Origin of the sequence: Vibrio sp. 10N.286.51.B11 (assembly GCF_041469245.1) — a bacterium.
In the GTDB taxonomy this organism is placed as follows: Bacteria; Pseudomonadota; Gammaproteobacteria; order Enterobacterales; family Vibrionaceae; genus Vibrio; species Vibrio crassostreae_C.
Genome location: NZ_JBFRKI010000012.1, coordinates 298,838 through 321,960 on the forward strand (window position 1 = coordinate 298,838; position 23,123 = coordinate 321,960).

General features: G+C 44.6%; 19 protein-coding genes and 1 pseudogene. 13 read left to right on the top strand and 7 right to left on the bottom strand.

Going from position 1 to position 23,123, the window contains the following annotated elements; translation table 11 throughout:
* Positions 1–16: 16 nt before the first annotated feature.
* The 3 genes from AB4154_RS08255 to AB4154_RS08265 form a co-directional block, all read right to left on the bottom strand.
* Positions 17–2,011: a DNA topoisomerase III gene (locus tag AB4154_RS08255; RefSeq protein ID WP_372122683.1), complete on the bottom strand. Its 1,995-nt coding sequence runs from the start codon at positions 2,009–2,011 to the stop codon at positions 17–19.
* 115 nt (positions 2,012–2,126) lie between these two features.
* Complete coding sequence (locus tag AB4154_RS08260) at positions 2,127–2,675, bottom strand: NAD(P)H nitroreductase (protein WP_017059376.1); 549 nt, start codon at positions 2,673–2,675, stop codon at positions 2,127–2,129.
* A gap of 207 nt (positions 2,676–2,882) precedes the next feature.
* Complete coding sequence (locus tag AB4154_RS08265; protein ID WP_065584856.1) at positions 2,883–4,892, bottom strand: NADPH-dependent 2,4-dienoyl-CoA reductase; 2,010 nt, start codon at positions 4,890–4,892, stop codon at positions 2,883–2,885.
* Between the two features lie 279 nt (positions 4,893–5,171).
* Between AB4154_RS08265 and sppA the strand changes: the two genes are divergently transcribed.
* Together sppA and ansA are read left to right on the top strand one after the other, a co-directional pair.
* Positions 5,172–7,022, top strand: coding sequence for a signal peptide peptidase SppA (gene sppA, locus AB4154_RS08270; RefSeq protein ID WP_372122685.1), 1,851 nt, complete (start codon positions 5,172–5,174; stop codon positions 7,020–7,022).
* A gap of 118 nt (positions 7,023–7,140) precedes the next feature.
* Positions 7,141–8,157: an asparaginase gene (gene ansA, locus AB4154_RS08275; RefSeq protein ID WP_017063439.1), complete on the top strand. Its 1,017-nt coding sequence runs from the start codon at positions 7,141–7,143 to the stop codon at positions 8,155–8,157.
* Positions 8,158–8,300: 143 nt separating this feature from the next.
* Here ansA and AB4154_RS08280 read toward each other — a convergent pair whose 3' ends face one another.
* Positions 8,301–8,582: a YeaC family protein gene (locus AB4154_RS08280; protein ID WP_010437067.1), complete on the bottom strand. Its 282-nt coding sequence runs from the start codon at positions 8,580–8,582 to the stop codon at positions 8,301–8,303.
* Positions 8,583–8,695: 113 nt separating this feature from the next.
* Between AB4154_RS08280 and AB4154_RS08285 the strand changes: the two genes are divergently transcribed.
* Complete coding sequence (locus tag AB4154_RS08285; RefSeq protein WP_372122722.1) at positions 8,696–9,502, top strand: DUF2989 domain-containing protein; 807 nt, start codon at positions 8,696–8,698, stop codon at positions 9,500–9,502.
* 175 nt (positions 9,503–9,677) lie between these two features.
* Here the strand turns inward: AB4154_RS08285 and msrB are convergent, their stop codons facing one another.
* Positions 9,678–10,115 carry a peptide-methionine (R)-S-oxide reductase MsrB gene (msrB, locus tag AB4154_RS08290; RefSeq protein ID WP_080582205.1) on the bottom strand — a complete coding sequence of 146 codons (438 nt, stop codon included), beginning with the start codon at positions 10,113–10,115 and terminating at the stop codon, positions 9,678–9,680.
* Positions 10,116–10,434: 319 nt separating this feature from the next.
* Here msrB and gap point away from each other — a divergent pair, with 319 nt between their 5' ends.
* From gap to AB4154_RS08320, 6 genes are all read left to right on the top strand, one after another.
* Positions 10,435–11,430 carry a type I glyceraldehyde-3-phosphate dehydrogenase gene (gap, locus tag AB4154_RS08295; protein ID WP_017059382.1) on the top strand — a complete coding sequence of 332 codons (996 nt, stop codon included), beginning with the start codon at positions 10,435–10,437 and terminating at the stop codon, positions 11,428–11,430.
* 242 nt (positions 11,431–11,672) lie between these two features.
* Complete coding sequence (locus tag AB4154_RS08300) at positions 11,673–12,557, top strand: D-hexose-6-phosphate mutarotase (protein WP_102332525.1); 885 nt, start codon at positions 11,673–11,675, stop codon at positions 12,555–12,557.
* A gap of 111 nt (positions 12,558–12,668) precedes the next feature.
* Entirely contained in the window at positions 12,669–13,484 is an 816-nt protein-coding gene (gene rlmA / locus AB4154_RS08305) for a 23S rRNA (guanine(745)-N(1))-methyltransferase (RefSeq protein WP_372122686.1), read from the top strand.
* 75 nt (positions 13,485–13,559) lie between these two features.
* Positions 13,560–14,513: a ChaN family lipoprotein gene (locus AB4154_RS08310; RefSeq protein WP_372122688.1), complete on the top strand. Its 954-nt coding sequence runs from the start codon at positions 13,560–13,562 to the stop codon at positions 14,511–14,513.
* Between the two features lie 276 nt (positions 14,514–14,789).
* Positions 14,790–15,143 carry a hypothetical protein gene (locus AB4154_RS08315; protein WP_017070749.1) on the top strand — a complete coding sequence of 118 codons (354 nt, stop codon included), beginning with the start codon at positions 14,790–14,792 and terminating at the stop codon, positions 15,141–15,143.
* Between the two features lie 122 nt (positions 15,144–15,265).
* Positions 15,266–17,152, top strand: a complete 1,887-nt coding sequence (locus AB4154_RS08320) for a BCCT family transporter (RefSeq protein WP_017063436.1) — start codon at positions 15,266–15,268, stop codon at positions 17,150–17,152.
* A 105-nt stretch (positions 17,153–17,257) separates the two neighbouring features.
* On the opposite strand, the gene AB4154_RS08325 is transcribed toward AB4154_RS08320, so the two are convergent.
* Positions 17,258–17,695, bottom strand: a complete 438-nt coding sequence (locus AB4154_RS08325) for a YcgN family cysteine cluster protein (RefSeq protein ID WP_229647121.1) — start codon at positions 17,693–17,695, stop codon at positions 17,258–17,260.
* Positions 17,696–17,854: 159 nt separating this feature from the next.
* Between AB4154_RS08325 and AB4154_RS08330 the strand changes: the two genes are divergently transcribed.
* Positions 17,855–18,103 carry a YkgJ family cysteine cluster protein gene (locus AB4154_RS08330; protein ID WP_017059389.1) on the top strand — a complete coding sequence of 83 codons (249 nt, stop codon included), beginning with the start codon at positions 17,855–17,857 and terminating at the stop codon, positions 18,101–18,103.
* A gap of 20 nt (positions 18,104–18,123) precedes the next feature.
* On the opposite strand, the pseudogene AB4154_RS08335 reads toward AB4154_RS08330, so the two are convergent.
* Positions 18,124–18,465 (bottom strand): annotated as a pseudogene (locus AB4154_RS08335) (DDE-type integrase/transposase/recombinase); the annotation flags it as partial.
* A gap of 140 nt (positions 18,466–18,605) precedes the next feature.
* Here AB4154_RS08335 and AB4154_RS08340 point away from each other — a divergent pair.
* From AB4154_RS08340 to AB4154_RS08350, 3 genes are all read left to right on the top strand, one after another.
* Positions 18,606–19,571 (top strand): LacI family DNA-binding transcriptional regulator, encoded by a 966-nt coding sequence (locus AB4154_RS08340; protein WP_017070321.1) that lies wholly within the window; start codon positions 18,606–18,608, stop codon positions 19,569–19,571.
* 68 nt (positions 19,572–19,639) lie between these two features.
* Positions 19,640–21,373, top strand: coding sequence for an alpha-glucosidase (locus AB4154_RS08345; protein ID WP_102320046.1), 1,734 nt, complete (start codon positions 19,640–19,642; stop codon positions 21,371–21,373).
* Positions 21,374–21,432: 59 nt separating this feature from the next.
* Positions 21,433–23,061 carry a PTS transporter subunit IIBC gene (locus AB4154_RS08350; RefSeq protein ID WP_102393277.1) on the top strand — a complete coding sequence of 543 codons (1,629 nt, stop codon included), beginning with the start codon at positions 21,433–21,435 and terminating at the stop codon, positions 23,059–23,061.
* Positions 23,062–23,123: the final 62 nt, after the last annotated feature.

Sequence of the window (23,123 nt, forward strand, 5' to 3'; positions counted from 1 at the left end):
CTAACCTCAATAAGTCTTAGCTTTTAGTGCTCTTTTTAGCGGAAGTACCTTTCTTAGCATACGTACCTGTCTTGGCGTAAGACTTCTTCGCCCCACCGCCTTTACGGCGTTTGAAGGCAGGTCTCTCGACTTTAGGAAGGTGGCGGAGTGATTCAGGAACTTCTCCCGTTTTTACTTTACCCATTAAACCATCAATCTTGCTTTCTAACGCTTGCATGAAAGGCTGATACGCTTGATTTCGTTCTGCCATGCCTTGCAGCTGGTGCTCCCAATGTGCCGTCATGTCTGGGAAGGTAGAATCCTCAGGTAAGGCATGAATCAAGCCTCTGCCCGCAGGGCTACTGTGAATACTCTTACCTTGGCGCGTTAGCAGCTGCCTTTTGAATAGAGTATCTAGAATACCCGCACGGGTTGCTTCTGTGCCAAGGCCATCGGTTTCTTTCAAAATGGCTTTGAGATCTTTGTTCGCAACAAAACGCGCGATACCTGTCATCGCTTGAAGCAATGTCGCTTCCGTGAAGTGTTTTGGTGGCTCAGTTTTCTTATCACCAATCACGCCTTCACGGCACGTCAACACCGTACCTTTATCCAATGGAGGAATCGTATCCGTGCCATCCCCTTTTTCTTCGGTATCCGTTTTACCCATCAACACCTTCCAACCCGGGTTGATAAGCTGACGCCCTTTTGCGATGAACACGCCACCAGCGATATCAAAGACCAGCTTAGCATCAGCAAAAACCGCAGGTGAGTAAAACTGCATTAGATACTGACGAGCGATTTGCTGATAGATTTTCATCTCGTTGGCAGACAGGCCGTTCACCGATGACTTCTTCGGAGTAGGAATAATCGCGTGGTGAGCATCGACCTTACTGTCGTTCCATGCTTTTGATTTAAGAGAAAGGTCCGCACCTTGAGCGCCACTTTGCAGCTCTTTCGCATTGTTAGCGATAGCATCAACGATCGATTCTCGCTGCGAGTAGTGCTCTTTAGGTAGATAGCGGCTATCAGAACGTGGGTAAGTGATGAGTTTGTGTTTCTCGTACAATGACTGACACGTATCTAACACCTGTTGAGCACTCATACCAAAACGCTTAGACGCATCAATCTGCAAGGCTGACAGCGAGTAAGGCAGTGGCGCAGCTTGTTTACTTTGCTTTTGCTCTGATTCCGTCACCGTCGCGGGTTGATTCGCAATTCGGTTAGCCACATTCTCAACCAGCTTTCGATTGAGCACGCGCCCTTCTTCATCTTGCCATGGTTTACATGCTTCGCTTGGCTTCCAACGCGCACGAATATCAAAGCTCTGGCCGTGATTTTGATAAGGGATCAAAGCGTGCAAAGTGAAGTAATCTTTCGGAATAAAGTTTTCGATCTCTTCATCGCGCCTTACCACCAAACCAAGTACAGGCGTTTGTACTCGCCCGACCGACAACACACCTTGGTAGCCAGCCTTTTGACCGAGTAAGGTATAAGCACGAGTCATGTTCATGCCATACAGCCAATCGGCTCTAGAGCGCGCTAATGCGGAAATAGAAAGCGGAATAAAGTCACGGTTGCTGCGCATTTGAGAAAGTGCACGTTTTACGGCAGGTAAGTTCAAGTCGCTGATCAGTAGCCTGTCCATCGACTCTTTCTTAGCCTTAGAGACTTTGCAGTAATCGATCACTTCATCCACCAGCAGCTGCCCTTCTCTATCTGGGTCTCCCGCATGGACAATTTGGGTTGCGTCCTTCAATAGCTTTCGGATCACCGTGAGCTGTTTGCTTGACGTCTTACGCGGTCTTAGCTGCCATTGCTCTGGCACAATAGGAAGATCGGCTAAGTTCCACTTCTTATAACGGTCATCATAAGCATCCGGCTCAACCTGCTCCAATAAGTGTCCAATACACCAAGTCACCACATCCCCGTTACCACATTTGATAAACCCTTGGTCTTTCTTCTGTGGATTAGGTAGTGCAGCGGCGATCGCGCGGCCGAGGCTTGGTTTTTCAGCAATAATAAGGCGAGACATGTTTTTCCAGATGCTACAAACAATTAGAGCCACATTATCTAATGTGGCTCTAATAAATCAAGAAAAACTGGTTGTTTATACAGTTAGCATTCCACTATTCAAGCTTCAGCTTTCTTTATAAAAACTCAACGAACTTAGAGAAGTCGCGCTCTGGCACTTTCATTGGTGTACAGCCTGGAGTGCCTAGGTATAGGAAGCCAACAATTTCATCGTCGCCTTCTAGGCCAAATGCTTGGTGTACTTCTGGGTGGAACATCCATTTACCTGAGCGCCAAAAGCCTTGGAAACCTTGTGCGACTGCGGCCATTTGCATCGCCTGTGCAGCACAACCCGCAGACAGATGTTGTTCGATAGCAGGCACTTTCTCGTGCTCGGTGACTTTTGCAATCACGGTGATCACCATTGGAGCTCGGAACGGCGCTTTTTTTACTTTCTCGATAACCGCTTCTTCGCTGTCATCCGCTTCAGCGGCGCGCACCAAGATGTCTGAAAGCTTTTGTAGGCCTGAACCTTGCGCGATAACAAAGCGCCATGGTGTTAGTGCACCGTGGTCTGGAGCACGCAGCCCTGCTTTGATGATGTTTTCTAACGCCACACCTTCAGGTGCCGGATCAGAGAGTTTTGCGATTGAGCGTCTGTTGAGCAATAGATCCAAAGCATCCATTTGAAGTCCTTACTATTTCTTTATTATTTGTATACTTGAACTTTAGCACAGAATACAAACGATAATAAATCTCAACGGCTGTCAATTTGGGCTAGATTAGAAACAATAAAGGCTCCTAAATCTATGACTTAGGAGCCTTGTTCAAAATCTAGCTCAGCAAATTAAGTAACAATATCTACCGATAAGATTACAGTTTGATAGATGATTCTATAACTTAATAGCTAACTCAACACCTTGACGGATAGCACGTACTGCATCCAGCTCACCGGCATAATCAGCACCGCCTATCACGTGCAGTTTGCCACCAAACTCTTGCCACATATCTTCAAATGGACGAACTGACACCTGACCTGCACACACGATAACGGAATCGGCATCGAGGACCTGTTCTTTCTTGCCAATACTGATATGCAGACCTTGGTCATCAATCTTGTTGTAGCTTACACCGCCCAGTAGATTCACACCTCGTTTCTCTAGCGTGCGTTTGTGAATCCAGCCCGTTGTTTTGCCCGGACCTTTACCAACGCGCCCCGCTTTACGCTGCATCACCCAAACCGTTTTGTCGCTGAATGAATCCGGGTAAGGATACAAACCACCTGGGTGTTCCATGTTCTTATCGATGCCCCACTCATGCAGCCAATCATCTAGGCTGTGTGACGCCGGCTCGGTGAGCATGGTTGCCACATCGACACCGATACCACCAGCACCAACAATCGCGACCTTTTCGCCTACTGGTGTCTTTTCGCGAATCAAGGTTTGGTAATCGACCACGTTTTCTTGGTCAATGCCCTCAATATCGAGCTTTCTTGGCTCTACGCCAGCAGCCATCACCACTTCATCGTACTTCAACAACATCTCAAACGTTGCTTCCGTATCCAGTTTCAGATTCACGCCGGATGCATCGATTTGGTTAGCAAAATAACGAATCGTTTCTCTGAACTCTTCTTTGCCCGGTATCTGCATTGCTAATCTAAACTGGCCGCCGATACGGTCATTTTTCTCAATCAAGTCAACCTTGTGTCCACGCTGGGCTAGTGTCGTCGCACAAGCTAAACCGGCTGGGCCTGCGCCAACAACCGCAATGGTCTTAGTCGCTTGCGCTGGCTGAACAACAATTTCAGTCTCGTAACAAGCGCGTGGGTTCACCAAACAGCTCGCACGTTTACCTTTAAACACGTTATCAAGGCAAGCTTGGTTACAACCGATACAGGTATTGATGAACTGAGCTTGGTCTTGAGCTGCTTTATTAACAAAATCCGGGTCTGCCAAGAATGGACGCGCCATAGACACCATATCAGCCTGCCCAGAGCTAAGAATACGTTCGGCCTCTTCTGGCGTATTAATTCGGTTACATGTCACCACTGGGATCGACACGTATGGTTTCACTTTTTCCGTCACCCAAGAGAATGCACCACGTGGTACTTGTGTCGCGATAGTCGGAACACGCGCTTCATGCCAACCGATGCCGGTATTGATAATAGTCACGCCTGCTTCTTCCAGCTTTTGAGCCAATAGAACAACATCTTCAAAGGTGCTGCCTTGCTCAACCAAATCCAGCATCGACAGTCGGAAAATAATAATGAAGTCGTCACCCACTGCTTCGCGAATCGATTTAACAATCTCCAGCGGGAAACGCATGCGCTTCTCATAAGAACCGCCCCATTCGTCGTAACGCATATTGGTACGTTTACAGATGAATTGGTTAATCAAGTAACCTTCAGATCCCATAATCTCAATGCCGTCGTAACCCGCGACTTGGGCGAGTTCGGCACTGTTGGCAAAGGCACCAATGGTCTTTTTAATCTGACGAGGGCTCATCTCACTCGGTGCGAACTTAGCGATTGGCGCTTTAATACCCGAAGCACTTTGCGCGAATGGGTGCATGGCATAGCGGCCAGCATGCAGCAACTGAAGGGCAATCTTACCGCCATGCTTGTGGACGGCCTCGGTAACAACTTGGTGAGCTTTTGCATGCTTCACTTTACTGAATTCAGCACTAAATGGGGTTAATCTGCCACGTAAATTAGGAGAGAAACCACCGGTAACAATAAGGCCAACGCCTCCTTTTGCTCGCTCTTCATAAAACGCGGCGAGTTTGTGGAGACCTTCTTTATTTTCTTCTAAACCTGTATGCATTGATCCCATCAATACACGGTTACGTAACTGGGTAAATCCAAGATCGAGTGGTTCAAGTAAATGTGGGTACATGGCAGACATCACTTCTATTATTTTATCCTTGTGGTCTGACCACAGTATAGTTCAATTACCAAAAGTTCAAACAACCGTTTACATTTTTGTAACACCGATCATAATGCTGCACGTATTAATCGTTCAGAAGCCCTTAATTTGACTACACTTAATGAGAATATATATCGATTAACAATTCTTGGTGTAGTTTGAGCTTGGGAATTATCGTAGGATACTAAGCAGTTAATATTATTGAGATTAATGGTACTACGGCTTGTTAAAGCGACGTGATCTCACTGCGGAGACAGAATGAAAAAAATATTCAAATTTATAGGCATGATCTTTAAAGGGATTTGGAAGCTCATTACGTTTGTACGTCTTGCGCTGGTTAACCTAGTCTTTTTACTCAGTATCGCCATCATCTACTTTGTGTACTTCCACTCAGATACGGCTCAACCGACGGTTCCACAGGATTCGGCTTTAGTGCTTAACCTGTCTGGCCCTATTGTGGAACAAAGCCGCTATATCAATCCGATGGATTCGGTCACAGGTTCACTGCTTGGCAAAGACCTTCCAAAAGAGAACATCCTGTTTGATATCGTTGAAACGATTCGCTACGCAAAAGACGATGACAAGGTTACTGGTATCGTTTTAGCACTCAAAGAGCTGCCAGAAACCAACCTGACCAAGCTGCGCTACATTGCTAAAGCATTGAATGAGTTCAAAGCATCAGGCAAACCGATTTATGCGGTGGGTGACTTTTACAACCAAAGCCAATACTACCTAGCCAGCTACGCAACTAAGGTATTCCTATCACCAGATGGTGGGGTTCTTCTTAAAGGCTATAGCGCTTACTCGCTTTACTACAAAACGTTGTTAGAGAAACTAGACGTCAACACGCACGTGTTCCGTGTAGGCACTTATAAGTCAGCTATCGAACCTTTCATTCGTGATGACATGTCAGACGCAGCGAAAGAGTCCGCTTCTCGTTGGTTAAGCCAACTATGGGGTGCGTACGTTGATGATGTCAGCAACAACCGTCAAATAGACGCTAAGACACTGAACCCAAGCATGGACACCTTCTTGAAAGAACTTGAGTCTGTGGACGGTGACATTGCAAAACTGGCCGAGAAACTTGGCTTAGTGGATGAGCTAGCGACACGCCAGCAAGTTCGACTAGAGCTTGCCGATGTTTTCGGCAGTGACGGCCAAGACAGCTACAACGCGTTTGGTTACTACGAATACCGTACAACCATGCTTCCAAACATGACTAGTGAATCACACGACGTTGCCGTGATTGTAGCGAGCGGCGCAATTATGGATGGCAAGCAACCACGTGGCACCGTTGGCGGCGATACCACAGCAGCCCTACTGCGCCAAGCACGTAACGACGATAAAGTGAAAGCGGTTGTACTTCGTGTCGATAGCCCAGGTGGCAGTGCCTTTGCTTCTGAAGTTATCCGTAATGAAATAGAAGCGATCAAGCAAGCGGGTAAACCGGTTGTTGTGTCGATGTCGAGCCTTGCTGCTTCGGGTGGTTACTGGATCTCGATGGGTGCGGATAAGATCCTAGCTCAGCCAACCACACTAACGGGTTCAATTGGTATCTTCAGTGTTATCACCACCTTCGAAAAAGGGTTGAACGATATTGGTGTTTACACTGATGGCGTTGGCACCTCACCTTTCTCAGGTCTTGGTATTACAACTGGACTTAGCGATGGCGCGAAAGACGCGTTCCAAATGGGCATTGAAAACGGATACCGCCGATTCATCAGCCTAGTTGGAGAAAATCGCGGTCTGGAAGTCGATGCTGTCGACAAGATTGCTCAAGGTCGAGTTTGGACAGGTCAAGATGCGATTCAGAAAGGCTTAGTCGATGAGATTGGTGATTTCGATGATGCGGTTGCAGCTGCGGCTTCACTTGCAGAGCTTGAAAGCTACAACATCTACTGGGTAGAAGAGCCACTTTCGGCCACTGAACAATTTATTCAAGAATTTATGAACCAAGTTCAGATGTCGATAGGCCTAGATATTCAATCGATGATACCAAGCAGTTTACAGCCTGTTACTCAACAGTTAGCTCAAGATAGCCAGCTGTTAGGCAACTTTAACGACCCACAAGGCCGATACGCTTTCTGCTTAAATTGCCAAGTTCAATAAGTTGAGCCAATAACTCAATAGCTAAGGGGTGCCTCTGTGTGAGGTGCCTCTTTTTATTGCATGATAATTCGCTATAATCGCCCCCCTGTTCCCTACATCACACTAAGTATTAATCGCCATGGAAAGAAAACACATCTATATCGCGTACACCGGCGGCACAATTGGCATGCAGAAGTCTATTGACCACGGCTATGTTCCAGTCGCAGGTTTCATGGATAAGCAGCTAGCTGGCATGCCTGAATTCCATCGCCCAGAGATGCCTAAGTACACCATTCACGAATACTCTCCATTAATGGACTCTTCAGATATGACGCCACTTGATTGGCAGACTATCGCTGATGACATTCGCGCGAACTACGATAAGTACGATGGTTTCGTTATCCTGCATGGCACAGACACTATGGCTTACACTGCCTCTGCACTGTCTTTCATGCTTGAAAACCTCGGCAAACCTGTGATTGTTACGGGCTCTCAGATCCCACTAGCAGAGCTTCGTTCAGACGGACAAGCAAACCTGCTGAATGCGCTACACATTGCCGCAAACTACCCTATCAACGAAGTGACACTGTTCTTCAACAACAAGTTGATGCGTGGTAACCGCAGCACAAAATCACACGCAGATGGCTTCAATGCGTTTACGTCTCCAAACCTGAATCCATTGCTAGAAGCGGGTATCAATATCCAACTTAGCAATAACGTAAAGGTAAACGAACAACCTAAAGGTGCTTTCAAGGTTCATAACATTACTCCGCAACCTATCGGCGTAATCACAATGTACCCAGGCATCTCACACGAAGTTATCCGTAACACGCTATTACAACCTGTTAACGCGATGATTCTGCTTACTTTCGGTGTGGGTAACGCACCACAAAACCCAGAACTGCTTCAGCACCTGAAAGATGCCTCAGAGCGCGGTGTTATTGTGGTGAACCTAACTCAATGTTTGGCTGGTAAAGTCAACATGGGTGGTTACGCGACAGGTTGTGCACTAGCAGAAGCGGGCGTGGTGAGTGGTTACGATATGACACCAGAAGCGGCACTGGCGAAGTTGCATTATCTATTAAGCCAAAACCTAGGCTACGAAGAAGTGAAGGCTCAGATGCAACAAGTATTGCGCGGTGAGATGAGCTTATAACCTGTTCAAGGATTCACGTTAAAGCCAGTTATTCTATGAAAGTAACGGCGGCTTAACGTGAACTAAATCGTTTTATTGCTTATAAATAAACGAGTTAAACTAAAAGGGGTGGCACATTGCCACCCCTTTGTTGTAATTTAAGCTTAATGATTCGGGTTAACTCTCACAATGTCTTCTTGATCTGACTTAAACTGTTTCTTTAGTTCAGACTTAGATTTAAAGCTAATCTCACCACCAGCTGCAATTGTCATATGTTGAGCTTCAGAGTTATGTTTAGATTGGTATAACATAACCGCTTGCATACACGAGTCGCGCTGTTCTTTTGAGAGCGCCGTACCTTCTGGCCATTTACCCGTTTCAACTGCGTAGGTTAAACGTTCGTAGACCTCGGGTGTCATTGCGCTAAGAAGTTGTTCTGCATCCATGGTAAAGCCTTAGTTTTAACAATTTTCACCAGAAAATAACCCGTAACAGAATTGAGTCAAGAACCTGACCAATAATAAGTGCATCTGATCACAAGTGAAGGAATATGAAAATTATGAAATGGTTGGCGATTAGCCTATTGCCTTTCACTCTGGTTGGGTGTCTTGAAGGGAACAAAAATACCGATCAACTGTGCCAAAGCAATCCGGGTCTTCAGTGTGAACAATTGAACATGAACGATGGGCAATGTCGTGTCGCACGTACCGACCTCATCTGGCATCGATTTGAAGTTCAGAAGCAACCCACCGAAATCAACAAAATTAAAGAATTCGAATTAGTCACTGCCTACAAAAAGTGCCTAGAGCTCGCGGCACAGATCGAAACGATCGATCAATCTAAGCTGCAAGAGCGTCGCTTTACCTCTTTAATGCACAGTATCGAAGAGTCTGAGCGCATTGTTGATGAGCTATCGAAATCTGATACACCGGAAACGCTTTACTTCTTGTGGTCGCAAACTGGGGACACCAATGCCAGACGCAGTTTCCTACAACTAGAAGGCTCTGAAGCGTTAAACACAGCTGAGATGCAATATGCCTTGGCAACCTTCTATACCACCCGCAATCATATAAAGACACTTAAGCTACTCAATAATGCGCTAACGCTTTCTAATGGCTCGGTAGCCAACACTGAAATCTTCAAGTCGATGGCCAGTATCAACCACAGCCTGGGACATATGGAAAAAGCGTACGTTTGGGCAATGGTTGCCAAAGACTTTGACGTGCCGATTGCTTCTGAAGCCGAGCTCACGGTGTTGTACCATTTCGACAAGGCAACCTATAAGCAGCTAAATAAAGACGCAGATAACATCGTCGAAGCGATTGAGGATGGAATTTACAGCCCTTCAATCGTCCCGAGTTACTGATCGCTTCATTTATAGTGTTCTTACTTAAGCTTCTTATTCACCTGCTTTCAAATAAAAACAGCTACCTTTTTGGTAGCTGTTTTTATTTGTACTAGAGTTAAATCTGAAATCTTGGGCGTTTCAGCATTCCTAAATCGACAAATGCGACCTGTAAGGATTAGACAATAGTTACAAGTTATTTCGTACTTTCGTCATTTTTGTTGAAAATTAACGACACTGAATTAACACAGAACCGTTCACCTGTGGTCTTCGGGCCATCTGGAAAAACGTGACCTAAATGGCTATCACAGGCGGTACAACGGATCTCTACACGCTTCATTCCGTGACTTAGATCTTCTATATAGCGTACTGCTTCATCATTCACTGGGGCATCAAAGCTTGGCCAACCACACCCAGAGTCATATTTGTTATCCGACAGAAACAAAGGGCTTTCACAGCATGTGCAGCTATAGACGCCAGTCTTATGGTTGTGCAGTAACTTGCCGCTATATGGGGCTTCAGTACCACGCTCACGACACACTGAAAATTCGTCGTCCGTTAGGCGCTCACGCCAGTATTCATCAGGCTTTATCATATTTCCTCCCTTTTGAATCACGTTAATATCTCTCCACATTCTCAGTTATTATATTTACTTTTTTCTATAAAGGCTTGCATATGAGTCGTTTTGTAGCACATACTTTCTCACCAGGAAACATTGTACATATACACTCATAAGTGAATCATCATTTAGGGGTATTTTACCCAACTGGAAGGGTACAGAGCCACTTGCAATGGTCAATTTTCAATCACTTACACCCAATTGTTAAGAAAAGCGTCGCTTTTTTTTGACATTAAACAAGTTAAGTCGGATTATCTATTGCAGATGTATACTGGATTCTGTAATTTTACTACCAGTTATCTTTAATCAGAAATTAAGTTGTGGAGCAACTACAATGACTATCAAAGTAGGTATTAACGGTTTTGGCCGTATCGGCCGTTTCGTATTCCGCGCAGCTCAAGAGCGTGCAGACATCGAAGTAGTAGGTATTAACGATCTAATCGACGTAGAGTACATGGCATACATGCTTAAGTACGACTCAACTCACGGCCGTTTCAACGGTACTGTTGAAGTTGAAGGCGGTAACCTAATCGTTAACGGTAAAACTGTACGTGTTACAGCTGAGCGTAACCCAGAAGACCTTAAGTGGGATGCTATCGACGTAGACGTAGTTGCTGAAGCAACTGGTCTTTTCCTAACTGACGAGACTGCACGTAAGCACATCACTGCTGGCGCTAAGAAAGTAGTTCTTACTGGTCCTTCTAAAGATGCAACTCCAATGTTCGTAATGGGCGTTAACCAAGCATCTTACGCTGGTCAAGACATCGTTTCTAACGCTTCTTGTACTACTAACTGTCTTGCACCTATCGCTAAAGTACTTAACGATAAGTGGGGCATTGAGTCTGGTCTTATGACTACAGTTCACGCTACTACAGCAACTCAAAAAACTGTAGATGGCCCTTCTGCTAAAGACTGGCGCGGTGGCCGTGGTGCTTCTCAAAACATCATCCCATCTTCAACTGGTGCTGCTAAAGCTGTAGGCGTTGTTCTTCCAGAACTAAACGGCCTTCTAACTGGTATGGCTTTCCGTGTACCAACTGCTAACGTATCTGTAGTTGACCTAACAGTTAACCTAAAAGAAGCTGCATCTTACGAAGAAATTTGTGCTGCAATGAAAGAAGCTTCTGAAGGCGAAATGGCTGGCGTTCTTGGTTACACTGAAGACCAAGTAGTATCACAAGATTTCATCGGTGAAGTTCAAACTTCAGTATTCGATGCTAAAGCTGGTGTTGCTCTAACTGACAAATTCGTTAAAGTTGTATCTTGGTACGACAACGAAATCGGTTACTCAAACAAAGTTCTAGACCTAATCGCTCACATCTCTAAGTAATTTCTTTTTAGAAATCGCTTTAGATAAGCATTAGCGAAGGCTGTTTTGAGCAGACTTTGAAAAAGGCGACCTTAGTGTCGCCTTTTTAATGCCTGCTATCTTTTAAACCGCGTCTGTCTAAGCTCATCAAGATAGCCCAAACGCAAAATTCAATTCTAATACTGACTCTGCTTGTTACTCATGAAAACACAAGCATCACTCTAGTCAGCATTTGAATTCAATTTCCTTAGAAGGATCATGTAATGGATTTATCTACTCTACCTGCACTGGCGGTACTTTCTGACAACGTCACTATCGTTGAACACGAAGGTGTAAAACTGGTTCGCGTTATCCACGATAAAGCAAACGCAGCGATTTCACTGTTTGGCGGCCATGTGGTGTCATTCCAACCGCAAGGTCAAGAAGACCTAATTTGGATGAGCCAACAAGCTAAGTTCGATGGTAAAACGGCTCTGCGTGGTGGTATTCCAGTATGTTGGCCTTGGTTTGGCCGCATTGCAGCACCAGCACATGGTTTTGCCCGTTCAAGTGAATGGCAATTGGTTGAACACCGTGAAAGCGAAGCTGGCGTGATTGTTAGCTTAGGTCTGAAGCCAAGCGAAGAGACGCTAGCAGTATGGCCTCATCAGTTTGATGCTCGCTTGAATGTTGAGATCGGCGAACAACTAAAAGTAACGCTGGACGTGAAGAACACTGATTCTCAGCCATGGACTTTCTCTGGTGCACTACACACTTACCTAAACGTTGGCGATATCCACAACACAACCACCACTGGTATGGGTGCTGAGTACATTGATAGCCTGCAAGGTGGCAAGATCTGCCAAGGTGGATCTGAACTGGTACTGACCGACACGATTGACCGCGTTTACACGCAACCAGAAGCGCAAATCTTTGTTGCTGACAAGAAGCTGGATCGCACGCTAACAGTTGAAAACCACGGTCATAACTCTGCAGTACTGTGGAACCCGTGGGCAGAAGGCGCTGCGGGTATGGGCGACATGCAAGACGACGGTTACCTAACCATGCTATGTGTTGAATCAACACTGCACGCACCAAGCCTAGAAGCAGGAAAAACATTACAGCCTGGTGAAAGCCACCAGCTGATTACTGTGATTAGTGCCCAATAACCGTATAAATACAGTTATAAAAAACGATTTTTGAGCGGCTTTATGTCGCTCTTTTACTTTTTGGTTTTAGCTCGTTACACTTGCGCTGTCTATTCTCCTTTAGAGGTCTCCATGACTTACCAATGCCCTTTGTGTCACCAATCTTTATCTCAAAACGATCGTACGTTTAAGTGTGAAAAGAACCATCAGTTCGACCTAGCGAAAGAAGGCTACGTCAATTTGATGCCTGCGCACCACAAACGCTCAAAAGATCCAGGTGACAACAAAGAGATGATGCAGGCACGTCGTCGCTTCCTTGAAGGTAACCACTATGACCCAATGCGCCAAGCGGTGGTGACGTTGTGTTCTCGCTATCTACCAGAAGAGACGCCTAGCCTATTGGATATTGGTTGTGGCGAAGGTTATTACACCAACGAAATTGCTGTGAATCTTCAAGAAAAGAAAGGGGCTACTTTTGGCCTAGACATTTCTAAGATTGCTATCAAATACGCCGCTAAACGCTACCCTGCTGTCGACTTCTCAGTTGCATCAAGCCATCGCCTACCCTTTGCTGAAAACAGCTTAGACGGAATTCTACGCATTTACGCGCCTTGCAAGGCTGAAGAGTTACAACGCACCATCAAAGATAATGGTGTGGTGATCACCGTGACACCAGCTAGCCGACACCTGTATCAACTGCGTGATGCAATTTATGATGGCGTTCGCTTGCACGACGAAGATCCAGAAGTGATCGAAGGTTTTACGCTTGAGCATCAAGAGCAACTAAACTATATGATGGAACTATCGGGGTCAGATGCATTCGACCTGCTACAGATGACGCCGTTTGCTTGGAAGGCGAGTGAAGAGTTTAAACTACAACTCACCGAGGCAGAGCAATTCAACTGTGAAGCTGACTTTATGCTGCGAGTGTACCGCAAACAAATTTAATTGATATTGATTATCGTTTGCATTGAAATCTTATCTTGCCTCCTTTAGTATGCGTGTTCTTCAAGGAGGCATTTCATGCAACGTATTATTCTTATCGGATTAGCTACTCTTCTCACGGCTTGTGCTAGTCAACCTGCAAAAGACACTTCTCAAAAAGTGGCTCAAACGGAATCCGTTTCCACATTCTATGACTACCAGTTCGCTTCTCCACAAGGCGAAACACTTTCTCTCGATGCATTACCCGAGCAGCTGATTGACGCTGATGTGGTTCTAATTGGCGAATGGCACACGCATTCTGCCATTCACCGCTTCCAAACCGACTTCTTAAAAGCGCGCCGCAACGCAACATCAAACATTGCGCTTTCAATGGAACAGTTCACTCGAGAGCACCAAGCCACACTTGACCAATACTTAAACGGCGAAATTGGCGAACAAATTCTCATGTCTCAAGCGGCAGCTTGGCCAAATTACGAAAGTGATTACCGCGCGTTAGTTGAGTTCGCAAAAGCCAACGACGTCGATGTTATTGCGGCAAATGCACCAAAGCCATTCGTGCAGTGTATTGGCCGTAAAGGATTGCCTTACCTAGACCAATTATCGACCGAGCAACGCCAATGGATTGCTGCCGAAGTGGATACTGGCGATAGCCCTTACAAAGAAAAGTTCATGGCTTCTATGCATCACGGTACGCCAGAGCAAACAGAAAAGCAGTTTGCCGCTCAGGTTACCTGGGACGAAACCATGGCTGAGTCGATTGTGGATTACCTAGCATCAAACCCTGATAAACAAGTGATTCACGTGGCTGGCAAGTTCCACACCGAGGGTGGTTTAGGGACGGCGGCATCAATTCTACGTCGTAACCCTGATTTAAAAATCGCCATCATCAGCCCGGTTGAAGCGATCTCATCGGATAGCGGTGATTATCAGCTTGAAGTGCTTTCGCCGCCGGCTCGCTTTGTTAAGAAAGAGAACCGAATGAAGACATACAAGCATCTGTCAAAACGTAGCGCTAGCCTAGAGTGTGAGTAGGATCTGTTGATCCACTCTTCTAAGCTAAAGAGTCGATGGGCTAATCCTAGATAATTAGCCCATCGTCACAACTTGATCACGTTCCCGTCATTCATCCTAACTCTATCTAAAATCAAACATTCTTATCGGCACAAGACTTGCTTAGTAAATAGACGATTTAACCAAGCAGACGAAAATGTAATGTGCGAATAAAAAAACATCACTATCGATGATTAATTGCACAAGTTTTTCACACCTCTGCCGATACTATATTTAAGGATAGGTAAGGAGAGCTATATGACGCCAGTAGGAACGAGTAATACTCAGCTGTATTCGCCTTCGCAGATGAACGCTAAGAGTTCAGCTAACGAAGCTGAAAAGCCTACACCGCTTAAGGTTGAGCAAAATACGGTTAAGCTTTCTGATGAAGGCAAAGCACTCTTATCTGCCCTAAAAGAAATTGATAAAGAAGCGAAGAAAGTCGAAGCAGAAAACGCGACAGTTACCGATAAAGTTGAGTCATTCGCTCATGGTGCCTTGGGTATGGATCACCCAGATAAGATTGAAGAAGAAGATGATGGTTCTTATTCAGCGGGGCAATACCTGTCCGCAGCGGCAACCGTAGGCGGTATTCTTCTCGCACTCATTTAGCCTTGCCAACCTATCGCATTCTCTAGAATAAAAGCGATTTATCGTTACGACAATAGACCCGATTAGGTCTAAAAAACGAGTTCATTCCATAATTCCGCTCTCATTTTAATGGAATAATACTCGTGAAAAACACTTTTGAGCTTATCGATAAGCCAACCTTTTTTGGTGCTATAGCACTCCTACTCACGATAGTTTTCCCGCTCATTTTGTTCCCTGCACAGGGCGCAGACTGGATTGCGGTTGCGAAAACATTCATGACTGATCAACTCGGATTCCTGTATCTTGCTCTAGGTCTCGCAGCCTGTGCATTTATGGTGTACGTAGTATTCAGTGATATGGGACAAATTAAACTAGGCGAAGCTGATGAAGAGCCTGAGTTTAAAACTGCATCATGGGCTGCCATGCTATTTTGTGGCGGTATCGGTGCAAGTATCTTGTATTGGGGCTGTATTGAGTGGGCTTACTACTACCAATCACCGCCTTTCCAACTAGAACCTGGCAGTGAAGAAGCAGTACGCTGGGCTGCGACCTACGGCCTATTCCACTGGGGACCAATCGCATGGTCTATCTACCTAATCCCGGCAATTCCTATCGCTTACTTCTTCTACGTACGTAAACAACCTGTTCTAAAGATTTCAAGCGCATTAATGCCTGTTCTTGGTGAACACCGTAGTAAAGGCGTACCAGGAAAGATCGTTGATATCCTATTCATTTTCGGTCTATTAGGCGGCGCTGCAACAACATTAGGTTTAGCCGCTCCTCTGATCACTGAAGGTCTAAATCACCTATTTGGTCTACCTAAAAATAACCTAACGCAAGTGATGGTGCTTTTAGTGTGTACTGCGATTTTTGCTTACTCATCTTATGCTGGATTGGAAAAAGGCATCAAGATCCTAAGTAACATCAACTTCTGGGGTGCGATGGGTCTACTGGCTTTCGTTCTGATCGCGGGTCCAACAATCTTCATGTTAGAAACAGGCTTAGACTCAATTGGTCGTCTACTGTCTAACTTCTTCGTGATGGCAACGTGGGCTGAACCATTTGGTGGTTACGGTACATTCGAAAACACTCACTTCCCACAAGACTGGACGATTTTCTACTGGGCATGGTGGCTAGTATTTGCACCGAGTATGGGTCTGTTTGTTGCGCGTATCTCTCGCGGCAGAACCATCAAACAAATGGTGTCAGGGTCGATCTTCTTTGGTTCTCTAGGTTGTTTCCTGTTCTTCATGATCTTAGGTAACTACGGCCTATCACTGCAGCTTTCTGGTGAGCTAGATGTCGTTGCCATTTTGAATGCGGAAGGCGCAACCAAAGCTATCTTCTCGATGCTTGCACAATTGCCAATGAGCACGCTGGTTATCGCTGTATTTACAATGCTGTGTATCATTTTCACGGCAACAACATTTGACTCTATCTCATACATCCTAGCGTCTGTTGTACAAAATAACGTGACCGAAGAGCCAATGCGCTGGAACCGTATGTTCTGGGCATTTACTCTGTCGTTCTTACCAACGATTCTAATGTTCTTAGGCGGTCTAAGTACGCTACAAACGGCGGCGATTGTTGGTGGCTTACCACTGCTTGCTATCTCTGTGATGCTGATGATTTCAGCGGTTCGTGCGACTAACCTCGACCTACGCCATCAAGATGCGTATATCGAGCCAACGATCAACATCGAAGAACTGCCAGACATGGACCCTTGGTCTGCTGAAGGTATGGCGTTGGCTCAGTTTGAGAAAGAAAGAGATGCAGCACAAGAAGCCGCAGAACTTGAGCGTGTTGCTTACACAGAACTTGCCGCAGTGAAGAAAGAAATTCGCGCTTATGTGTTAGAACAAGGTTCACAAATGGAAACTCACGAGTTACCAGAGAACCTACAACAAGCACTTGAGCAGGCCGAGAGTAATCTTAGTGCCGCACAAGCGAAAAAGATCGAGTTATCTGAGCAAGCTCAGAATGCTCGTATCACGTTCAACCAGGTGGTTGCAGACTTACCGCTTGCTTGACATTAGCCATGACACAGTCCATTGATTTGGACCCTCCTAAATACGACAAAGGCTCACAGAAATGTGAGCCTTTTTTTATTCGGGTGATTGACTAGTCTTCGTTAACTAGCGGTTCGGGTGGTTCAAGATGTGTTCTTCCCAATCGACAACATCGATTTCGTATACCACTTTGTTACGAACGCTTTCACCTGCTGCATGCATCTCTGTTTTTGATCCGGTGATCAACGGGTGCCATTCAGGGATCGGCTTAGATTCTGATAGAAGACGGTAAGCACAAGTGTCTGGTAGCCAGTGAAACTCATCGATCTTGTCACGAGTCAGCTTCAAACACTCTTCACCTGAAGTGAAGCGGTTCGGGTAATCTTTACACGAACATGTTTTGTCGTTTAACCAGCTACACGCCACATTGGTGTAGTAAACTTCATCGCTATCTTCATCCATTAGTTTATGCAGGCAGCACTTACCACAACCGTCACAAAGTGATTCCCACTCGTTCTCGGTCATCTGTTCTAGTGTCTTTTCTTGCCAAAATGGATTCGTCATAGGATTACTTCTTACTCTTTTACTGGGGTGCGTGTTATACCGCTAGCCCATAAAAAGTTCAAGGATAATAATTGTTCATTCTTTGATTCAATCAACAGCTGTCACTCTCATCATTTTTTGCTACTATCGCGCACCCTGTTATTTAGTGAGTTTAATTTGATGGAATGTCGCCTAGGTTGTGGAGCATGCTGTATCGCTCCAAGTATTACATCTGCTATTCCTGGAATGCCTAATGGTAAGCCTGCTGGGGTACGCTGCATCCAATTAAATGAGCAAGATCTCTGCAAATTATTTGGTCAACCTTCACGCCCGAAGGTATGTCACCAATTCAAAGCTTGCCCTGTCATTTGTGGTAAAACCGACCAAGAAGCCCTTGATAACCTGATCGAGTTAGAAGCTATTACCTAAGCGTATTAGCCCTTTTCTATATCCCAGCAATTTCTTTTCCTACTCATACTTTGCTTTAGGTTATAGGTGCTTATGAGGCCTCAATAGTCTTTCAAACAATACTGACTACCTCGCTATGAGTAATAACCGTTTCAGGAAACTCTCGGCGAAATAAAGCCATCGATAAGACATCACAGATCAATGAGGCCTTTATTCTCGTACCCATAAACCAACCAATAACTTGCCTTGAATAAAGGTCAATAATGGCAACTAATTATAGCCAATATTTGTTTGTAGCTACGTCGGTGATATCTCCTGCCCATTTTTAAATTAGCAGTCGTTGCACTGAAGACCTGAGCTAGCAAGGCCGTAACTACGGGTATTCAGTTCAGGTCAAGAAGTGGACAATATCTTATAAACTTGAAGTACTATGTGTATATCATCAGGTAGCGTTTTTATTTACTTTGTTGTCAGCCAATATATTGGATAATATGGCAATAATACATTATGGAAGGAAAATGTGATGAGTAAAAAAATGACCATGGCGGAGATTTCAAGACAGCTTGGAATTTCAACAATGACCGTGTCACGTTACTTTAATGACGGTTATGTCTCGGCTGAAAATCGCCTTAAAATTGATGCTATCGTCAAAGAAAATCATTATACCCCTAATATATTTGCTCGTTCCATTCGTAGCCAATCTAATATTATTGGTTTCGTTGCTCCTCGCATTGAGTCATATACAACTAGTTTAGTAATCAAAGGGGCACTGGCGGCTGCCAATGAATCACAAGTACGAATGCTTTTTCATGCCTCAGGGTTTAACCATGAGTCAGAATGCCAAGCTGTGAGAGAGTTTAATGGCTTAAATGCATTGGGCACTATTATTATTGCTTCAAAGCACAGTGTCGAAGAGACGTTTTATCAAACCTTAGACAATGTGTTATTTATTGGTAAAAACACCCCCCACCATTGCTGTTTATATTACCCCGACCATGCTGCAATTAAAGCACTCGTTTCCCAAACCATCACTCAGTTAAAACAACAGCAGGCACCGCTGGCAGCCGTACATTATATTTATGATGAGCGTATGCTTTCCAGCCGTACTAAGTTGATGCAAGCCACCATTACTGACACCGTCCCTGAGTTGAATTTTTCACTACAAGCTCTAGCCAACTCGGAGGACAAAGCCGGCTACCAGGCAATTCAATTACAGCCTAATCATGTCTACTTTTGTGCCACCGATAATATTGCTATTCGTTTATATCGTCGCGCCAAAGAACAGCAACTCAAGATTGGTCATAACTTATGGATTGTAGGCATGGGTGACTATGACTACAGCGATTTGTTAGTCCCAAGCCTGACTACTGTCGCTTTTAACTACTATCAAGTGGGCTACCAAGCTGTCAAAAAATTGCTCAAGCGCGATTTCAGTTCCGTTGAAGGCACATTCGACATAAGAATGAGAGAAAGTTCACAGTTTCTCTGAAATTGTATTGAGTCCAAATAGGTTCCATTTAACACTATGTGTTAACGATAACACACATAGTATAACCGATGACACTCGCTAATAATCTACACTCAAAACCACTCGCGTGGTGGAAGAAAGCAACTGCCTACCAAATTTATCCCCGTAGTTTTTATGATACAAACCAGGACGGTATTGGTGACATCAATGGGATCATTGCTAAGCTAGATTATCTTGCTGATTTGGGCATTGATTTAATATGGATCTGCCCATTCTACGCATCACCGAATGATGATAACGGTTACGATATCAGTGACTATCAAGCGATTCATCCTGACTTTGGAACCCTTGAGGATGTGGATAAATTAATCACTGCTGCTCATGAACGTGGCATTCGCATTATTATGGATTTAGTGATAAACCACACTAGCGATGAGCATCCATGGTTCATCGAATCGCGAGATAACAAAGATAGCCCTAAGCGTGATTGGTATATTTGGCGTGATGGTTGTGAGCCTACAGCTGAAAAGCCGACTTGCGAACCAAATAACTGGGAAAGTATTTTTCATGGTAGTGCATGGGAATATGATGACAAAACTGCACAATATTATTTGCACCTATTTTCTAAAAAACAGCCAGATCTTAATTGGGAAAACCCTGAAGTTAAACAAGCACTATTTAAAATGATTCATTGGTGGTTGGAACGAGGTATTGATGGTTTCCGTGTCGATGCAATTAGCCATATTCAAAAACAAGCTGGTTTACCCTCTTTACCCAATCCAAAGGGTGAAAACTATGTCTCTTCATTCGATTATCATATGAATGTGGCAGGGATTGAAAAACATCTGTATGAGTTAAAAGAGCAGGCGTTTTCGCCTTTTGATATCGTGACCGTTGGTGAGGCCAATGGGGTGACGGCCGACAACGCATTGCCTTGGGTTGCTGAAGCGACCGAGCACGATCAAGGTGGTGTTTTTAACATGATTTTTCAGTTTGAACACATGAAGCTATGGTCGGAAGAACAAAGCAACGAGAATTTCGATCTCGTGGCGTTCAAACGCATTTTATCGCGTTGGCAAGATGCCTTAGAAGGTAAAGGCTGGAATGCGCTTTATTTAGAAAACCACGATCAAGCTCGTAGTATTGATACTTTTGCCGATCCTAACTCTAGGTATGCCAGTGCTACCGCGTTAGCGAGTTGTTATTTCTTGATGAAAGGAACTCCATTTATTTATCAGGGCCAAGAGATTGGTATGGTAAATCATCAGTTTACTTCTCTTGACGAATTTAACGATGTGTCTGCGAGAAATTTAATTCAAAAGCTATCGCAACAAGGTCAGAGCGATGCCGATATCTTAGCCTTGTTAAATCAAGTATCCCGCGACCACAGTCGCTTGCCAATGCAATGGAATGACCAGGATTTTGCCGGTTTTTCTGAGGTGCAACCTTGGTTCTCGGTGAATCAACAGTATGCAGATATCAATGTTGAGCAACAACAGCAAGATCCAAATTCGATCTTAGGTTTCTATAAGCAGTTGATTGCTTTGCGTAAGTCACATGAAAGCTTAGTGGTTGGCCGTTATCAATTACTGCTAGCTAACGATCCTAATATCTATGTTTATCAACGTGTTGCTCAAGATATGACATGGACCATTATTACCAATTTAAGTCCACAAGAGAGCGTTGTTGATATCGACTGCACCCAATTAGGCGAGTTAATGCTTGATAATCAGAATATTAACAATGAACACGTTCGCTCAGATTTTATAACAACGCAAATAGCCCCCGCTTATGCCGCGTATATATTTGCAAGAAAGCACTAAATTATATTTATGGCTAGGCGCTGATAACGTTAGCCTGTATTTAAATCAAGGAACTATTTATGAGTAAGTTACTATCGTTTGATTTTTGGCAACGATTTGGGAAGTCCCTTATCGTTGTTATCGCGGTGATGCCTGCCGCTGGTATCATGATATCACTAGGTAAAGTGGTCGCAATGTATGCGGGTGGGTTTGGTGCCATTGAAACACTAGGCGCTATAATGGAAAACATAGGTTGGGGGATCATTGTTAACCTTCACCTATTATTTGCGGTCGCGATTGGTGGCTCGTGGGCAAAAGAGCGTGCAGGTGGCGCATTTGCCGCGCTAATTGCCTTCATCTTAATCAACCGTATCACTGGGGTTATATTGGGCGTGGATAACGCTATGCTCAGTGACCCAGAAGCGGTTGTGATGAGCCTATTTGGTTCTGAGTTACCTGTCTCTCAATTCTTCACGAATATTTTGGGTGCTCCTGCCCTAAATATGGGTGTGTTTATCGGTATTATGTCTGGCTATTTAGGTGCCAACTTATTTAACCGCTATCATGACTTCGCTCGCTTACCTCAGGCATTAGCATTTTTCAACGGTAAGCGTTTTGTACCTTTTGTTGTTATTTTCTATTCGCTGATTATTGCGTTTGGTTTATCTGTAATATGGCCTTTAATTCAAGGTACGCTTAATGATTTTGGTCAATGGATTGCTACCTCTAAAGACACTGCACCGATCACTGCTCCTTTCTTGTATGGTACGTTAGAGCGTTTATTACTGCCATTTGGTTTACACCACACTTTAACTATTCCAATGAATTACACCGAGTTGGGTGGTACTTATGAGCTTTTGACTGGGATGAATGCGGGCTCAAGTGTTTATGGTCAAGATCCATTATGGCTTGCTTGGGTCAGCGATTTAAATAATCTTAAATTAAGCGATCCGACAACTTACCAACACCTGTTAGATACGGTGCACCCAGCACGCTTTAAAGCAGGCCAAGTTATTATCGCAGCCTCTTCATTGATTGGTATTGGACTTGCGATGTATCACTGTGTTGATAGTGATAAGCGCGCACAATATAAGCCAATGTTCTTATCTGCCTGTCTTGCTGTGTTATTAACCGGTGTGACTGAGCCTATTGAATTCATGTTTATGTTTATCGCTCCCGTTTTGTATGTTGCACATGCTGTGTTAACAGGAGTTGCATTTGCGTTGGTCGATGTGATGGACCTACGTGTACATGCCTTTGGTTTGATTGAGTTACTCACTCGTATACCTATGATGGTTTCAGCGGGCATCGGTGGTGATCTGGTTCGCTTTGCATTAGTTTCTATTGTTTTCTTTGTGGTTAACTATGGATTGTTCCGCTTCCTAATCGTGAAATTGAAGTTACCAACACCGGGTCGTATGGGTAACTACCTGGATGAAAGCTCAGAATCGATGTCAGAAGATGAGAAGATGAACATTATTATTCAGAATTTAGGTGGCCGTGCCAATATTGCTGAGATTGATGCTTGTATGACTCGCTTGCGTATTACAGTTAATGATCCGAAGTTGGTTGCTGAATATGCGTCATGGAAGCCGACAGGGGCTCTTGGTGCTGTGATTAAAGAACAGGGTGTACAAGTTATTTATGGCCCTGGGGTGGATGTTATTAAATCTAAGTTAATAGAGAAATATTCAGCACAACCTGCGTAATTCTTTTTAGATCAAATAACCTCGAGAAACGCAGCCTTGCGCTGCGTTTTATCTCACTAGAA

What these genes read in the sequence shown, in the direction of transcription:
- AB4154_RS08325 (WP_229647121.1), bottom strand. Translation starts at nt 17,695, where the DNA reads ATGACGAATCCATTTTGGCAAGAAAAGACACTAGAACAGATGACCGAG.
- gap (WP_017059382.1), top strand. Translation starts at nt 10,435, where the DNA reads ATGACTATCAAAGTAGGTATTAACGGTTTTGGCCGTATCGGCCGTTTC.
- AB4154_RS08255 (WP_372122683.1), bottom strand. Translation starts at nt 2,011, where the DNA reads ATGTCTCGCCTTATTATTGCTGAAAAACCAAGCCTCGGCCGCGCGATC.
- AB4154_RS08285 (WP_372122722.1), top strand. Translation starts at nt 8,696, where the DNA reads ATGAAATGGTTGGCGATTAGCCTATTGCCTTTCACTCTGGTTGGGTGT.
- msrB (WP_080582205.1), bottom strand. Translation starts at nt 10,115, where the DNA reads ATGTGGAGAGATATTAACGTGATTCAAAAGGGAGGAAATATGATAAAG.
- AB4154_RS08300 (WP_102332525.1), top strand. Translation starts at nt 11,673, where the DNA reads ATGGATTTATCTACTCTACCTGCACTGGCGGTACTTTCTGACAACGTC.
- AB4154_RS08315 (WP_017070749.1), top strand. Translation starts at nt 14,790, where the DNA reads ATGACGCCAGTAGGAACGAGTAATACTCAGCTGTATTCGCCTTCGCAG.
- AB4154_RS08330 (WP_017059389.1), top strand. Translation starts at nt 17,855, where the DNA reads ATGGAATGTCGCCTAGGTTGTGGAGCATGCTGTATCGCTCCAAGTATT.
- sppA (WP_372122685.1), top strand. Translation starts at nt 5,172, where the DNA reads ATGAAAAAAATATTCAAATTTATAGGCATGATCTTTAAAGGGATTTGG.
- AB4154_RS08340 (WP_017070321.1), top strand. Translation starts at nt 18,606, where the DNA reads ATGAGTAAAAAAATGACCATGGCGGAGATTTCAAGACAGCTTGGAATT.
- AB4154_RS08280 (WP_010437067.1), bottom strand. Translation starts at nt 8,582, where the DNA reads ATGGATGCAGAACAACTTCTTAGCGCAATGACACCCGAGGTCTACGAA.
- AB4154_RS08350 (WP_102393277.1), top strand. Translation starts at nt 21,433, where the DNA reads ATGAGTAAGTTACTATCGTTTGATTTTTGGCAACGATTTGGGAAGTCC.
- ansA (WP_017063439.1), top strand. Translation starts at nt 7,141, where the DNA reads ATGGAAAGAAAACACATCTATATCGCGTACACCGGCGGCACAATTGGC.
- AB4154_RS08345 (WP_102320046.1), top strand. Translation starts at nt 19,640, where the DNA reads ATGACACTCGCTAATAATCTACACTCAAAACCACTCGCGTGGTGGAAG.
- AB4154_RS08265 (WP_065584856.1), bottom strand. Translation starts at nt 4,892, where the DNA reads ATGTCTGCCATGTACCCACATTTACTTGAACCACTCGATCTTGGATTT.
- AB4154_RS08260 (WP_017059376.1), bottom strand. Translation starts at nt 2,675, where the DNA reads ATGGATGCTTTGGATCTATTGCTCAACAGACGCTCAATCGCAAAACTC.
- AB4154_RS08310 (WP_372122688.1), top strand. Translation starts at nt 13,560, where the DNA reads ATGCAACGTATTATTCTTATCGGATTAGCTACTCTTCTCACGGCTTGT.
- rlmA (WP_372122686.1), top strand. Translation starts at nt 12,669, where the DNA reads ATGACTTACCAATGCCCTTTGTGTCACCAATCTTTATCTCAAAACGAT.